Annotated in this window: 15 protein-coding genes; 5 read left to right on the top strand and 10 right to left on the bottom strand. The window is 35.8% G+C overall.

From position 1 onward, the window contains the following. Positions 1 to 4: 4 nt before the first annotated feature. Positions 5 to 1063 carry a DUF3810 domain-containing protein gene (locus NHF50_RS02320; RefSeq protein ID WP_252774931.1) on the bottom strand — a complete coding sequence of 353 codons (1059 nt, stop codon included), beginning with the start codon at positions 1061 to 1063 and terminating at the stop codon, positions 5 to 7. A gap of 90 nt (positions 1064 to 1153) precedes the next feature. On the opposite strand from NHF50_RS02320, the gene NHF50_RS02315 reads away from it, so the two are divergent. The 4 genes from NHF50_RS02315 (at position 1154) to NHF50_RS02300 (ending at position 4354) form a co-directional block, all read left to right on the top strand. Next, positions 1154 to 2617 (top strand): aminoacyl-histidine dipeptidase, encoded by a 1464-nt coding sequence (locus tag NHF50_RS02315; protein WP_252774930.1) that lies wholly within the window; start codon positions 1154 to 1156, stop codon positions 2615 to 2617. A 421-nt stretch (positions 2618 to 3038) separates the two neighbouring features. After that, on the top strand, positions 3039 to 3290 hold the full coding sequence (locus tag NHF50_RS02310) for a hypothetical protein (RefSeq protein ID WP_032132372.1): 252 nt from the start codon (positions 3039 to 3041) through the stop codon (positions 3288 to 3290). A 13-nt stretch (positions 3291 to 3303) separates the two neighbouring features. Continuing rightward, positions 3304 to 3723: a protein-export chaperone SecB gene (locus NHF50_RS02305; protein WP_252774929.1), complete on the top strand. Its 420-nt coding sequence runs from the start codon at positions 3304 to 3306 to the stop codon at positions 3721 to 3723. Positions 3724 to 3733: 10 nt separating this feature from the next. Then, positions 3734 to 4354, top strand: coding sequence for a hypothetical protein (locus tag NHF50_RS02300; RefSeq protein WP_252774928.1), 621 nt, complete (start codon positions 3734 to 3736; stop codon positions 4352 to 4354). 221 nt (positions 4355 to 4575) lie between these two features. Here the strand turns inward: NHF50_RS02300 and NHF50_RS02295 are convergent, their stop codons facing one another. After that, positions 4576 to 5421: an AraC family transcriptional regulator gene (locus NHF50_RS02295; RefSeq protein WP_252774927.1), complete on the bottom strand. Its 846-nt coding sequence runs from the start codon at positions 5419 to 5421 to the stop codon at positions 4576 to 4578. 101 nt (positions 5422 to 5522) lie between these two features. On the opposite strand from NHF50_RS02295, the gene NHF50_RS02290 reads away from it, so the two are divergent. Then, positions 5523 to 6320 (top strand): siderophore-interacting protein, encoded by a 798-nt coding sequence (locus NHF50_RS02290; protein WP_252774926.1) that lies wholly within the window; start codon positions 5523 to 5525, stop codon positions 6318 to 6320. 152 nt (positions 6321 to 6472) lie between these two features. Here the strand turns inward: NHF50_RS02290 and NHF50_RS02285 are convergent, their stop codons facing one another. The 8 genes from NHF50_RS02285 to NHF50_RS02250 form a co-directional block, all read right to left on the bottom strand. Then, a complete protein-coding gene (locus tag NHF50_RS02285; RefSeq protein ID WP_252774925.1) occupies positions 6473 to 7021 on the bottom strand; it encodes a YbhB/YbcL family Raf kinase inhibitor-like protein in 549 nt (182 codons plus the stop codon). A gap of 87 nt (positions 7022 to 7108) precedes the next feature. Continuing rightward, positions 7109 to 7945 (bottom strand): AraC family transcriptional regulator, encoded by an 837-nt coding sequence (locus NHF50_RS02280; protein WP_252774924.1) that lies wholly within the window; start codon positions 7943 to 7945, stop codon positions 7109 to 7111. Then, positions 7942 to 8565, bottom strand: coding sequence for a CatB-related O-acetyltransferase (locus tag NHF50_RS02275; protein WP_252774923.1), 624 nt, complete (start codon positions 8563 to 8565; stop codon positions 7942 to 7944). Before NHF50_RS02275 ends, NHF50_RS02280 begins: the two co-directional genes overlap by 4 nt. A gap of 140 nt (positions 8566 to 8705) precedes the next feature. Then, positions 8706 to 9665, bottom strand: a complete 960-nt coding sequence (locus tag NHF50_RS02270) for a hypothetical protein (RefSeq protein WP_252774922.1) — start codon at positions 9663 to 9665, stop codon at positions 8706 to 8708. A 106-nt stretch (positions 9666 to 9771) separates the two neighbouring features. Further along, positions 9772 to 12282, bottom strand: coding sequence for a PAS domain S-box protein (locus NHF50_RS02265; RefSeq protein WP_252774921.1), 2511 nt, complete (start codon positions 12280 to 12282; stop codon positions 9772 to 9774). Between the two features lie 191 nt (positions 12283 to 12473). Continuing rightward, positions 12474 to 13022, bottom strand: a complete 549-nt coding sequence (locus tag NHF50_RS02260; RefSeq protein WP_252774920.1) for a PepSY-associated TM helix domain-containing protein — start codon at positions 13020 to 13022, stop codon at positions 12474 to 12476. A 40-nt stretch (positions 13023 to 13062) separates the two neighbouring features. After that, positions 13063 to 15225, bottom strand: a complete 2163-nt coding sequence (locus tag NHF50_RS02255) for a TonB-dependent siderophore receptor (RefSeq protein ID WP_252774919.1) — start codon at positions 15223 to 15225, stop codon at positions 13063 to 13065. Positions 15226 to 15373: 148 nt separating this feature from the next. Next, complete coding sequence (locus NHF50_RS02250) at positions 15374 to 15718, bottom strand: DUF6686 family protein (RefSeq protein WP_109568149.1); 345 nt, start codon at positions 15716 to 15718, stop codon at positions 15374 to 15376. Between the last annotated feature and the right edge of the window lie 118 nt (positions 15719 to 15836).

Below are 15836 nucleotides of genomic sequence, written 5' to 3'. Positions count from 1 at the left end.
AAAATTACTTTGCTATGCGATCATAATGGATCATTAATCCTACAAACTTGCTGTAACTGGCTATACCATCTTGTTGTTGGTTAGCTTTTAAAAAGTTATCATAGAAGAATTCAAAAAAGGAATCAATAGGAGTATGGTAATGTTTCCAGAACATTTCATGTTCCTGAAAATTTTTAATAACCCCTTTGTTGAGTCGGTCAAAATACTTTTTCCCTTCCCCTTTTTTCATTCGTTCTAAATGATGTAGGCAATAGCGAGTAATAAAACTGTAAGCTGAATATTGAAAATATAGATCTTTATTTCGACTGGCAGCAATAAAGCCAATGAAGTTGCATTCACTTTCACTGCCAATACCGGTCTGGTGAGCCATTTCGTGACAAACGGTAAGCGGCGTGGAGAATTTAGGTTTCAGGGTATTGACCTGAGCTTCATTGGTAAACGGATTCAGATAACCGCCAAATCCCATGTAGCTTAAGGGCAAACGTAAAAGCGAAGCTTTTATACTTTTATTCTCATAGTGAAAATCACTAAGATCAGGAGGTAATTGGTCGTAGCCTTGTTGGGCCAAATTAAACAGTTCGTCTTCTGAATAAGGAACCACAACAGCGATAGTCTCATTTCCGGCAAGCCGGAGCTGTAAGGCATTGGTCTGAGCTACCATTTTTTCCGTAAAGGCGGCTAAATCTTCACCACTATATTCTTTTTCAAGCGCAAGTTTTTGGGCGATCGGGATCCGGTAATAATTCATGCCCCAAAACAGATGAAAACAAAAATAGAAAATAGAAATCCAACTCAAAAGGGTCAATCCGTTGTTTTTCCAATTCTTAAAAAATCCTTTTCGATTACACCATATCCAACGAAGTAAACCAACAATCAAAAGAATGTAAATAATATCTCCGACCGAGAACGGAATGCTCCCTAACAATTTTCTGCTGAACCAAGCAATTTTAGGATATAAGCCTTTACTGTATCCATTTTCAATAAAATGAGGAAAGAGTCCCAGTGTTTTAACCAGAACGATTTGGAAAATGAGGAAAACAGGAAGAATAAGTTTTCGGTTCAAGGCTTTTTTTCAGTAAATATAAACAGAATTTTAGTATCTAAGGAAATATACTTTGTAACTTTGCAGCGTTAAAACAACAAACTAAATAGAATGAGTCAAGAAGTTAGAAATTTAGAGCCTAAAGCGCTTTGGAATAAATTTGCCGATCTGAATGCCGTACCGCGTCCGTCGAAAAAAGAAGAGCGAGTAATCGCTTTTATGATGGATTTCGGTCAGAAATTAGGTTTAGAGACCTTAAAAGATGAGGTGGGCAATGTAATCATCAAAAAGCCGGCAACGGCCGGAATGGAAAACCGTAAAACGATAGTGATGCAGTCACATTTAGATATGGTGCATCAAAAAAATAACGATACGGTTTTTGATTTTGACAACCAAGGGATCGAAATGTATGTGGACGGGGACTGGGTACGTGCCAAAGGAACAACTTTAGGTGCTGATAACGGTCTGGGTGTTGCTACCATTATGGCAATCCTGGAAAGTACAGATATTCCGCATCCTGCTATTGAAGCCTTGTTCACTATTGATGAAGAAACCGGAATGACCGGAGCGATGGGTTTAAAAGGCGGTTTGTTAGAAGGACAGATCCTGTTGAATTTAGATACCGAAGAAGATGATGAAATTGACATCGGATGTGCCGGTGGGGTAGACGTTACGGCTGTTGCCGAATATGATGAAGAAGATGCACCGGAAGATTCAGTAGGTTACAGAATTACGGTAAAAGGGTTAAACGGCGGACATTCGGGGATGCAAATCCATGAAGGTTTAGGCAATGCCAATAAAATCATGAACCGTTTGTTGTATAACGGTTACGAAGATTTCGGATTACAAATAGCAACTATTTATGGCGGAAGTTTGCGCAATGCCATTCCGCGTGAAAGTGTGGCGGAAGTGGTGATCGCTGAAATGTATGACGAAGCGTTTGAATTTGACATGCAGGAAATCGTAAACGAGATCAAAGCGGAGTTCAAAACTACAGAGCCGAATTTACAGGTGATCATTGAAAAATTAGAAGAAACACCGAAAAAAGTGTTGCCTTCTATGGCGCAGTTCTATCTGGTTCGTTCGTTATATACAGCGCATAACGGCGTGTATCGCATGAGTGCTGATTTCGAAGGTTTGGTAGAAACGTCAAACAACATTGCGAAAGTAACGGTAGGTGGTGGAAATTTAAAAATCGAATGTTTAACACGTTCTTCTGTGGAAAGTTCGAAGTTTGATCTAGCCAATGCCTTGCGTTCGGCGTTTGAATTGATGGGTTGCGAAGTAACGTTTTCGGGAAGTTATCCGGGTTGGACTCCTAACCCAAAATCGGAAATTTTAGACATACTGACTTCTCTTTACGAGAAACAAAACGGAACGCAACCTAGTGTTGTGGCGTGCCATGCCGGATTAGAATGTGGTATTTTAGGACAAAACTACCCGGGAATGGATATGATCTCTTTCGGACCGACGATTAAAGGCGCACACAGCCCTGAAGAAAGAGCAAGCATTTCCTCAGCACAAAAATATTGGAAATTTGTGTTGGAAATTTTAGCGAATATACCAGCTAAGTAATTAGGAATTAGTAGATAGTAAAAATCCCAAGCGAAGCTTGGGATTTTTTTTTGAACTCTAAAAATGGCGAGAAGCCATAAATATCTATTTTAACGAAAAAGGCTTTGTGAAGAAGCGGAAAAGTAAGAACAAAAGTTCAATTTAGCACTACCGTAGCATAAGCCATTTTCTATATGCCAATATAAAAAAGTAAATAAATATAGCTTATGCGATGATAGAATTACTGTCTTTAAAGTTTGCACTTAACCCACTCTTTTGCAAAACCGATGTTAGCGGAAGTTTTTCTTTGATATTACAATATTTAGTCGTTATTTTGCAAACTGAAAAATACAAGAGTGTTATTTTTAACAAAAAACTAATGAAATAATTTTGCAGTTTGGCAAATTTATTGTTAGTTTTAATGAAGTAATAAATTAAGACAATGGATAAGAAAACCATAGACCAATTTTTTGATTCTTTATCAGAAGATGTCTTAAAAGAGAAATGGAATAAATATGACAAATATTCTAAACAAGAAAATTCAGTTACAATTTCTGAATTATTAGATGTTTGGGATGTGTGTTACGAAAACACATTTGTCTATTCGAAACCAGATTTATTAGATACAAATAATATATTAAAAGAAGAGTCCGAAATTAGTTTCGGACTTTTTTTTTGTACCTTAGCCATATAAATTAAATAAATAAATGGAACAAGCTAGCTTTAAATTTAAAGAATATAAGATTATTGAATTTGGTTTTAATTCTAGTAATATTATTGGAGATGATATTGCATTGAAAATAGACCCAGAAGGTGTGTTCAATAAAGGTGAAAGAATGTTTAGCTTAACTTTTAATTTTTTTGCATTCAATAAGGCTGATTCTCCTGAAAAAAATTTCGTTAATTGTAAAATGACTGCAAATTTTCAGTTCTCAGAAGATGTAATTGACCTTGAAAATATACCTACATATTTTTACGCAAATAGTATTGCTATTGTCTTTCCATATTTACGTGCATTTATTTCAAGTTTGACAATTCAAGCTAACTTAAAGCCAATGATTCTACCTACAATGAATCTAATTTCATTAAGTACACCACTAAAGGAAAACATAACTATAATAGAATAAAAATTTTCTAATGTTTGAAACTTCATATTTGTTATATCAAACCTTAGAAAATCGAGGAAACTACGAACAAAATGAAAAGGACGGACCTTATGATTGTTCTTGGGATAACACTTGGTTAGGTGAAGGTTACTATTATTGGTATCATCATATCAAATTAGCTCATTGGTGGGGAAATCGTTACCAAAGAAAAGGATATGTTATATTTAAAAGTATTTGTAATGATTTAACTAAATGTTGGGATTTGCACACAGGAGTGGGTCAAGACTTATTTTTATATTGGTTAGAGAAAATGGAAAATAAAAAGCTCTTGAAAGAGCAAACATCCGTTGCTCAAGTTATTGAATTTGTTAAGAATGAATATCCAGACTTTCCTTATGAAGGCATAAGAATTCTTGGAATTGATTCACTTTCCCAGTCGGCAATTAAAAATATGGGATTCGTTAGAATGAGTTTTGAATTTCCTGAAGAAAGTGAGAATCCGAATAAACAAAAATTTAAAGCATTTTTTGATCCTATGCCGCCAGTTCAAGTTTGTCTTTTTACAAAAGATGGAATGGAAAGAACTGGTTATGAACTTGTGTATCCAGAAGAATTGAAACTTGAAAATAGAAACCAAAAATTTTACATATAACTGGTTTAAAATTTCCGCTAACTTGTTTATATGCAAAGATTTCGGACTATTATTATGCCATATTGGAAAGATTGGAGAAGGCTTTGCTAGTTTTTTTCGTTTTAGCAACAAAAATTAAATATAAAAATAAATTCACATCTTCATCAAAACACCTTTACGTTTCACAATATTTTTATGATCATATTGTATGGTTGTGGTCTTTTTGCGGTATATTTTTAAGTCTATTTCCCATTCCTCTCCAAAAATGCTTTTCTATACTCCGTAGGGCTTTGGTTGTAATGCTTTTTAAACACTTTGGTAAAATAGCTTTCGTCGGTAAAGCCAAACTCGTGCGCAATTTCCGAGAACGTAATGTCTTCTCGTTGTACTTTTTCCAGGATCAACTGCATACGGCATTGATTCGTATATTTTTTTAACGCGGTATTCATTTCCTTTTTAAAAAAACGCGTCAATTGGTTGGTACTGAGGTTAAATTTATGCGCCATGTAGTCCACTTTGAGCATTTCGGGATGCCTGATGTTCTTGTGAATATGCGTCACAATACTATTAATGTTTTTCTTTAATCGGGTGTTTTTTTGCGTGTGTGGGTTAGGCGTGTTGCGCTCAATAATGGAAACCAAATTGAGTACCGGATAATAAAACAAGTTCTCATTTTTATTGGGTTCGTCATACAAAAGCGTCAAATATTCAAACAATCGGGTGATTAAGATTTCGTCTTTGGCATCAAAGGTAATTTTCCGGTTCAAAGGCGAACGTGCTTTGGCTAAACCTACGCCTTTTCCTTTGGAACTCAAAACCAATTCGCGCAATTCCAACCGAAATAAATCGGTAATCATTAAATGATAATACGTAGTATCTTCGAGTGTTTCCATCGAAAAATCTTCAAAAGGCGGTACAAAAAACAAATCGCCATTTGAAAACGAATTGGGCGTTTGATATTTGGTAAAAATACCACTTCCGCTGCGTACAAAAATAAGGTTGAACTTCTTGTTGGAAAAGGTTTTCAACTGTCCTAAAGGACAATTTTGTAGTACAATACGAATAGCCTCAAAATCTTTTTCTTTCATGTTTTAAAAGTAATTAAAAATACCGATAAATGATAAAAAAATACCGAAAATGAATTATTGATTTGCGCTACTTTTGTGGTAGTAATATAAATGATAAAGCTATGATTAGAAGAGAAATGCCTGCAATTATGTCGGGAGTTTTAACGTTAAAAGAGAAAAAATATGTAACACCTCATTATATCCGAATTGTGTTAACCGGAGACGAAATTGCTAATTTTAAAGATGCAAAAGTGGGTGATAACAATAAAATTGCAATTCCTAAATCGAAAGATGTGGTATTGAATTCGGCTAGTTTACAACAAAGAGAATCCGTAAAAGAAAATTTCTACATTCGTACCTATACGTTGCGTGCATTAGATTGGGAACAAGGCGAAATGGTGGTGGATTTTGTGGCGCATGGCGATGAAGGCCCGGCGTCATCGTGGGCGATTCAAGCCGAAGTAGGCGATAAGCTAGGCGTGATGATGAAAGTGAAAAACAAAGCGTTGTTTCCGGAGGAAGCCAATCGTTATTTTTTATTTGGAGATCACACAGCCGTTCCTGTAGTGAGTGTCATGCTGGAAAAATTACCTGTTGAAGCTAAAGGAGAAGCGTTTTTAGAGGTTTTTGACGAAAGTGATATTTTGGATTTGGAAGCTCCCAAAGGGATAAAAGTGAATTGGTTACTGAACAGCAAACCCGGACAACAGTCTTCATTGTTTACCAAGTTGAGCCAATTGAATTTAGCGGCTAAAGATTTTGTTTTTGCGGCTTGCGAACACGGTTTTGCGAACCAAATGCAATCGCATTTAAGAGAACAAGAGATTCTTGAACGCAAAGACTGGCAGGTTTATGCATATTGGAAATATGGCGTTTCAGAAGATGCTTCTTCAGTAGATAGAAAATCGATCAGAGCATAAAAAAAGAGACTGTTTCAAAAGTAAAATAGTTGTCATTTTCAATTTATGCCAAAATTTAAACATGATATGTAATTTGTTGTAAAACCTGAAACGCGTTCAGATTGACAACAAAAGCATTTTTGAAACAGCCTCTTTAAGTTTTTTTTAAGATATTATCGTTGGTAATAAGTTACAATACTGGCTTTAGCCAATGTATTGTTCCAAAGGTAAAAGCCAACGATCGCCGGATTAGCATTTTCATCAAGACCTAATTTATCGGTTTTTAAGGCATAAACCGTTATAATGTACTGATGCAATCCGTGTCCTTCCGGTGGACATGGTCCTCCGAATCCTTTAATTCCGTAATCGGTTACACTTTGGATAGCGCCTTTCGGGGTTAGATTCAAGGTCGCATTTCCTGCATTCGGAACCAATTCGTTTGCATTGGCAGGAATATCAAATACTACCCAATGCCAAAATCCGCTTCCTGTAGGTGCATCGGGGTCGTACATTGTTACGGCAAAACTTTTGGTTCCTTGCGGTGCATTTTTCCAGGATAATTGAGGTGATTGATTGTTACCCGAACAGCCGAATCCGTTAAATTCTTGTGTTTTAGTAGCTTCTCCGCCCAGATCGTTACTGGATAAGGTAAATGTATTTTGTCCGAAAAGGGTTGTCGAGAACAACAAGGACAATACCCAGATTAAATTTGCTTTTTTCATTTTGTCAGGATTTAATGTTTTAAGCAAAATTAGGGCAAATGCTGTCGGATGAATTTAGAAAATGGTTCAAAAACTGTTGCTAAAAGCTCAATTTTTGACTTGCTGTTTGGGTGTTATTCCGTATTTTGATTTATAGGCCTGAATGAAGCTCGACAAATTTTCATAGCCTACTTCAAAATAGATCTCGGAGGAATTTTTTTGCCTTTGATTGAGTAAGAAATGGGCATGTTCCAACCTTTTGTTCTGAAACCATTTACTAGGCGATTCGGAATAATGTTTTTCAAATTCTCTTTTAAATGTAGAAACGCTCATTCCGCACAGGAAGGCTAATTCTTTTAAAGATAATTTGCTCAATTGGTTGCTTTCGATCGTGCGAATGAATCTTTGACTGGTATCGCTGCTGTTTGCAGTTAATGAATACAGGAATTCACTGCCGTATATTTCGGTAAGATAGAGCATGATCTCTTCAAATTTAACGGCAAGTAACTTTTCCCGGACTGTTTTTGGAAGTTTGGCAATATCCAGCAGGCTGTTGACAAAACGTCGGATAAAGTCATCGTATGCAAAGGCATGAACGGAACGGAATTCCGTTGGTTCACCTGGGGTTACTTTATTTTTTCGAAGAAATTGTAATACGGTTTCATTTGAGAAAAATAAGAGAACGCTTCTGTAGTTTTTGACTTCGGAAAGTTTTTCGGTCATTAAACAATGTCCGGATTTCATTAAGAGAAATTTGGAATTATCAATGGATAAAGCAGAGTTGTCAAATACCACATCTTTAGTTCCTTCGGTCAGAAAGCTAAGTATATTTTGGTTTAAGACAATTTGTTTTCTTGCTGCTTCCTGCGAACTGGAATAATCGTAAACCTGAACGCTTTGTGATGTGTCCGAATTGAGTTCATCAGGAATGGTAATTATTTTCATGGTAATAGTGTATTGATGTCATCGCCTGTTAAGTGCTGTACATTTTTTGTGATCTTTTCGATATCCCAATCCCACCATTTGAGTTCCAATAGTCGGGCTATTTTTTCTTCGGAAAATCGTTTTTTGATTTCCTGCGCCGGATTTCCGCCTACGATCGCATAGGGTTCAACATCCTTAACGACCGTTGCATTTGTGGCAATGATCGCTCCGTCTCCGATTGTAACTCCTGCCATGATCGTAGCATTGTATCCGATCCAGACGTCATTTCCGATAACAATATCCCCTTTTTGCGGATAGGTTTTTCCGTCCATTGCTTTTTCCCAACCGTTCCCGAAAATAGCAAACGGATAGGTGGTCAATGCCTGTGTTAAATGATTGGCTCCGTTCATGATGAATTTTACATCAGAAGCGATCATACAAAATTTTCCGATTACTAAGCGGTCACCAATGAAATCAAAATGGTATTTCACATTTTTTTCAAAATTCTCAACATTTTCAAAATCATCGTAATAGGTGTAATCACCAACGATAATATTCGGATTCTTAATGCTATTTTTCAGAAAGCAAAGCCTGTCGTAATGTTCAAGCGGGAAAATGGTGTTTTTATCAGGTCCTTTCATGTTGATGTTTTAAGGTGATATTATGATTGATCCAACGTCTCTTTTAGAAACTACTGGAATAATAGTATCAAAGATATAACTTTTATAAAACCAATAAAAAAGCAGTATAAATTAAGTACGACCTTTAAAAAATAAATGTTTTACTCCTGTAATTGACGAAAAAAGAACTTAATAACATCCATATTTACGGCGGAAGTGGTCCAGTGTCCTACCTCTTCATAGGTAGTGAATCTGGCATTGACATCTTCTTGCGTATAAATGGACTGGCATACTTTCCAGCGTTCCTGTACGTTGTCTCCAAGCTCATGGTTAATGAGCTTCCGCTCACTATCGTTATAGGCATCGTCAAACTGAACCGCATCGTTAGTGTCCAGTTGTCCCATGTAGATGTATTGCGGTATCTTTTTATAAGAAGCACTGTCAAACGGTTTATGAAACAGCTTTTTAAAGTCGCCGATTCCTAAAGGATAGTTAAACATCCGGTTATGGTATTGTTTCAACGGAAGCATTAATTCTCCGTTAAAGCCGCCCATTGCAGCTGCTTTTATGATTTCGGGATGCAGGAATAAAAAGCGGTTGGTAAAGGATCCCGAAGCTGAAAATCCATTCATAAAAACTTTATCATGAGTGGGAATATTAAGTTTTTTTAAGGTTTCATGAGCATCGTTTAGCATCGCAATTAATTGCAGGTCGAGTCGTTTGAGTGCTTTTGATTTTTCTAATATAACATCTCTGTCGAGTGCGTGTGTGTATACTAAGGGCTCAGAATCCGGTCTCGGGAACACCGGAACCAAAAGCGGAATTTTCAACATTGCGGCAATATTATTTCCCACGGAGCTGACCGAAGCTAAGTGTAAGGCGCTTTCTTGATGAACACTTATAGAGTCTGACGTTCTTCCGGTGTTGTTAGGCTCCACCAATAAATAGGTCAATTTCCCTTTTGGGGTTTCTTTGGGTATAAAAAGAATATAAGAATGTTGAAATCCTTTTTCCGGTTTAGCATTAACGATCAGAATAGTATCTTGAGAGAAAACCTGATTCTCAGTTTGGCTAAAAGAAAACAGGGATAACAGAAAAAAGAAGAGGCTGTAGTATTTCATTGTTTCGACGGGTTTTATCATGAGACGAATCAGACTTAAATGTGTTACATCTATTTTCTATATTTCTGATCTCAGATGGAGAGGATAAGAGTAGGTGAGCGGAAAGCTATAATGTGAGGGTAAAGGTTGTTCCTGAATTAACCTGACTTTCAACAGTGATCGTACCGCCTAAGGATTCTATTTGGTTCTTGGTCATGAATAAGCCAACTCCTTTAGCATCTTTATGCTGATGAAAGGTTTTGCTAAGTCCGAATAACTTTGTACCGTATTTTTCCAGATCGATTCCTAAGCCATTGTCACTGAACGTTACAATTGTTTTTCCTTTTTCAGTGTAAGAAGTTGTGATACGGATAACCGGGGCGTGTTCAGCAGATCTGTATTTAATAGCATTGGTAATCATGTTCAGAAAAATGCTTTCTAAATAAGCTCTCTTGTATTTTATGTTTTCAGCCTTACTGAAGTCTGATATGATCTTAGCATCAGATTCTAAAATTTGTCCGGTCAGCATTTCTTTTGTTCTTTCCAGAATTTCATCAAAATAGATTAATTCCAGATCATCATTGCTGCTTTCTTTTATTTTAAGCGTTTCAACTAAGGTGTCTAATGTTTCGGATAAGCGGGTGATTACCGTTTGGAATTTTGACATTAACAGGTCTTTTTCCTCAGGGTCACTTGTGTTTGTATATAAATAATTAAGAGAGGTAAGATTAGCAACAGGAGATCTTAAATTATGTGATATGATATGAGCAAAGTTAGCTAGTTGAGAATTCTTTCGGGTAAGCTTTTGAGTTAATTCTTCCAGTTTTTGATTGCTGCTGATCAAAGCTTCCTGAAGATAGATCGTTTCCGTAAGGTCGGTAGCAATTTTTAAAAAACCGGTAGTCACTCCTTCCGTATTTTTTAATGCTGTAACCGAAAGTTGCATTTTTAAATTTGTGCCGTCTTTCCGAATGTATATCCACTCTCGGGTATTGGGTCTTCCTTCACGTGTAGGTGCAAAAATAGCTTCTATGCCTGAAATGTGTTTTCGGTATTGTTTTGAAAGCTCTTTTCCTCTTCGTATTAATTCTTCTTTATTGTGAAAAATCTCAGGTGTTTTTTTGCCGATTATTTCTTTGGCCTTATAGCCTAGTAATTTTTCGGCTCCGGAGTTGAAATAAGTTATAATGCCATTCAGATTAGTCCCTATAATGGATATTTCCGTTGCGGATTGCATGATCGCATTTAAACGGGCTAAGAGGGAGGAATTTCTCAGTTCGAGTGTTTTGTATTTATGAATATCCTGGAATACTCCGAACAGTCGGACGCATTTTCCGTCTTTGAATTCGGGTTCGCCGATAGCTCTGACCCAGATAATATTGTTTTTGGCAGTTACTATTTCAAGTTCCAGATCAAAAGGTTCTCCGTTTTTTACAGCTTCTTCTATGGCTTTTTCAATTTTTTCTCTGCTTTCTCCTTTATTGTAATATTGAATGGCAGTATCTAAGGTCGGTTCAAAATCATCCGGAACTTCATGTATCTCTTTCGTAAGTTTACTCCAGTACAGGTTACTTTTGTCGATATTCAGTTCCCAAGCACCTATTCGAGCCACATCACTGATTTTATCTATTATTTCATGCAAACGGTTTTGTTCCAGTCGCAATAATTTATAGTCGGTAATATCATTCGTGTACATGATGATCCCGCCAATATTCCCTTTTTCGTCTCTCCAGGGACGAACATCCCAAGCCAACCATTGCACCGATCCGTCTGCACGTTCAAAAGGGGCTTCGTCATTATGGTTTATTTTGCCGTTTAGACATTCCCGGTGGATATTCTTCCATTCCTGACCTATTTCCGGAAAGACATCATAATGTGATTTTCCGATGATGTCTTGTCCTACTAAATTGTAATCCTCATACCATTGGGAAGAAGCAACCAGATAGTTCATGTTGTTATCGAACATGGCTATAGCTCCAGGCATTTGTTCGACAAAAATGGTATAGCGTTCCCAACTTTTTTCCAGCGATTTGTTTTTGGTTTGTATCTTTTGTATGAAAGGAAAAATTAAAGATGTCAGTAAAATAATGGTAAGTAATAATAAAACAGCATAAATAATAATTTCTATTCGGGATATTTGCTTTAGTGTTTCTTTCCCGTAGTTTTCATATAAGTCTACTTCACTTTCCATTGCTACCAGAAATTGAGATTGGGCTTTTTCGAGTGATGCTACAGCGGAGGATAGTTCTTGCTTATTTTGTGATTGAAGAACTTGATTAACAGCAAAGGTCAGATGGTTTATACTGGCATTTGAAATCTTGATAGAATCAAGTGAAGCATTATGGTGTATTGTGGTCGTATACTTTAGAATTATTGAATCTGCTTTTTGAAATTGCGATATAATATCGGTTAACTCTTTTTTAGTTAACTCAATTTCCAGCGGATTTTCCCAGTTGTTCTGCTTAAGACGATAAGACAAGGAGAGCATTTTTTGGCTTAACATTCGTTGTCGTCCGGCTATATTAATAAGAGAAGAAACGCCTTCTTTACTGGAAACCTGGTATCCGATGTATAAATGGCTAAGAAGTAATGACGTTAGTAAAATGAGTGCAAACGCAGTTATTTTTAATCTTCCCATTGTGGTAGGTATTATTAATTATAATAGATAATAATGAAGGGGAGAATAACAAACAGTACATTCTTCTAATATAAAAAAACATTAGCTAACAATGTGTTATTGTTACGGTTACATAGTATAACGTTTTATAAATTTAGAAAAAATTAATTAAAAGACCAAAAAAAATACCGACTGTCAGTCGGTATTTTTCATTAGCTTAAAAATAGTAGAAATAAAATAGGGAAGAGTAAACCTACGGCGGTTAATTTCCAACCGCGTTGTTTAAACGTGTGTTTCCCGTATTTAATCATCATAGCGCCTGTTACAGCGATTATAATCAAGGATAGTCCGAAAATATCTGAATAGTAAATCCACCAGTTAGAAGTGTTTTTGTGTAATCGCATCGTTTGGCTGATTAAAGGTGTATTGACAAATTGAACGATCTCACCTTTTCCGGTTTTAACATCCAATTCCACTTCGGTATTGTCAAATTGCATTTTGAACTTTCCTTTACGAACCATTTGACGTTTTAGTTTTTCTTCAATATGAAGGTCTTTTGCTAGTTGTTTTGCATAATCTTCCGTGATCTCATTCTCAGCAGGTAGAGCTACTTCGATAGCTTTAGCTTCAATTGTAAATTTTTCAGGATGCCAATGGTCACGGTGATTCATCATTATTCCTGAAAGAGCAAATGAAATGATTAAGCCTAAGTAAAAGTAACCTAAATCGCGGTGAATGTTTCTGATTTTTTGTGCACTCATTTTTTAAAAACGTTAAGTTGTTAATAGTGTGTTTTGAGGATTAAAATTTGTACGACAAAGCTACAGAATAATTTCGAGGCGCAATAGGATTTAAGCTGTTATCATCATGCGCATTATAGTTCAATTCATTAAAAATATTGGCCAATTTTGTACGAATGCTGAAATTTTTATAATCGTATCCTAAAGTAGCATCAACCTGAAAATAATCGCTTAAGTAGATCAATTTTCGATTGTCGTTCTCTTCTGTAATGCGAGTAGAACGTCCTGCATAACGCGTTCCGAAATAGGAGTTGATTAAACCGACATTTAAACCTTTCAGTTTGCCGCTCTCCACTTTGTAGTTAATGCTTAGGTTTGCTGTATTTTTAGGGTTGTATCGAAGCAAACTACCTTCTATGTAGGTATTACTTTTTCTGTATTTGGTTTCGTTAAAGCTGTAACCGGCAACAATTTGTAAGCCTTTTACCGGATTTGCAGTAATGTCTATCTCTACACCGTTACTTCTGATTGCTCCGGCTAATTCTTTAATGCTTGAATTAGTGTTTCCGTTTGCCAGTGAAGTTTGCGCCAAATTATCATTGTTAATTTGGTAGAAGGTAACGTTTGCTTGGATTTTATCATTGAATAATTTATTTTTTATTCCCACTTCATATTGGTCAATAATTGACGGGTCAAGAGCATTACCGTCAATATCCGTTCCTGTATTGGTCTGGAATGAATTTGAATAGGTGGCAAAAAGGGAATGTTTTTTAGATGGCTGGTATATTAAACCGACTCTGGGAGAAAAGGCACCGTCATAATTATTGGTTATAGTTGTTGAGCTATTTGAATATTTGTAAACATTACTCTCAGTATCCTGATAGCTGTAACGAACACCTGCTAATAATTTCCATTTTTCAGCAAAAGAGATCAAATCCTGAACATAGATGCCAAAACGGCTAATAGGTGTTTGTGTATAGGTATTTAAAGTTAGGTCAGGAATAGCTCCTTCAGATGATGGATCGTAGTTATTAAAGATATTGATCGTATCATAGCCGGTATAATTATTATAACGGGTAGCATTGGTCTTATAATTTTCCACATCGGCACCAAATAAGAACTGATGTTGTGTTTTTCCTATGGTAAATTTACCGTTTAAATTAGCTTGCTGGGTAAAATAGTTATTCTTCTCTTTCGATCTTTGTAAGTTACGAGTCCATTCACCATCTTCAGAAATACTACCACCGGTATTGGGTCTTGCATTTGAGAACAGTTCGGTTTCGTAGTAGCGAATACCGTTAATAAAGTTAACACTCCAGTTATCGTTGAGGTGATGAGTTAAGGTAATGGTATTGGATAATTGCTCACTGTCAAAATAACCCCAAGTTACACCTAAGAAACGGCTTCTCGGAATATCTACTAGTTCATAATCAATCACACCGGAACCGAAATCGGGAGTGCGACTGTCATTCGTATAATCCGTTTCAACTAATAATTCTGTTTTATCTGAAAGTTTGAATAGGAACGAAGGGTTTAGGTAGTAGCGTTCTGATTCTACATAATCTCTGAAACTTTCGGCCTTTTCATAACTTCCGTTTACCCGAAAAGCTACTTTTTTATTTTTACCGATAGCATTGTAAACATCAAAAGTAGGTTTGTAAGTATTGAAACTACCGAAAGCAAAGCCCACTTCTCCTCCAAAATTAAATTTAGGTTTTTTGGTTACCAGATTCAGAATTCCGCCCGGTGCCACATTTCCATATAGCATGGCAGCACTACCTTTTAAAAATTCAACTTTTTCTAAACCGGAAGTCTCTATCATCATTCCGTTAAAATAACGTACACCATTTTTAAAGGTATTGTCACTTCTCATTGAAAAACCTCTTGATGCAATCTCTTCCTGATAACCACCTACCGTTCCCATGATATAAACACCATTGGCATTTTTTAAGATGTCACTTAGCGAACTTACTTGTTGGTTCTTCAGCGTTTCGTTTGTGATAATTGTAGTAGCCTGCGGTAAATCCATAGGATTAATATTGGCTTTACCTACGGTGGCAGGGACGTCCTGAGGATTGCCGTTTACAACCACTTCATTTAGACTGTACTTTTTTACTGTATCATTAACAATCGCAAATTCATCAGCAGAATCATACTGTTTTTCTTGTGCTAAAATAAAGGGAGCAGCACTTAAACTCAGGGTTAGTAGTAAGATTTTTTTCATTTTATTTAGAACAAATTAAAATAACGGCGCAAAAGTATAGAAATACAGGAAATCTCCAAAATTTATTTAGATTAATTTTAATTAAAAGTGATAACTATTTGTTTTTTAGTGATTTTGATCTGCTTTTATAACATAAAAATGCGTGCTTTTAGTTCCAGATAATAGTATTCTTAATGTCAGAAAACCTTAAAAAGGAGCAATACTCTTTTTGAAGTAAACGTAGTAGTTCTTCAATTTCAATGCGATCCAGTAAAATGATAAAATTCTTTTGTAATGTAGGAATCGGTATTTTTTTGGGGTAAATAGAATTTTGATATTCAGTTTCCCAATATTCAATATTTATTTTTTTGAGGTAATTTTTAAATGCTTTAAGTTCTTCTTTAGTAAGGCTGAAATTCAGATTTTTATAGCTTAACTGATAATTAGCACATCCTTTAAGAAAAAGCAGAAGGCCATTTTCGGTTTGATTAAGTAATATATAATTGCGACACATTATTAAGAATGATTTTAAATAGCTAGGCTAAAATACTAACTCTCTTGTTAAAGAACAAATTATTTAGAATTATTTTAAATAATGTAAATTTTGTAATTACAACAAAAGAGATAGTGGC

This window comes from Flavobacterium sp. NRK F10 (assembly GCF_024054235.1).
Lineage (GTDB): Bacteria > Bacteroidota > Bacteroidia > Flavobacteriales > Flavobacteriaceae > Flavobacterium > Flavobacterium sediminis.
The sequence above is the reverse complement of the archived record's forward strand: the minus strand, read 5'-3'. Positions and strand labels throughout refer to the sequence as shown.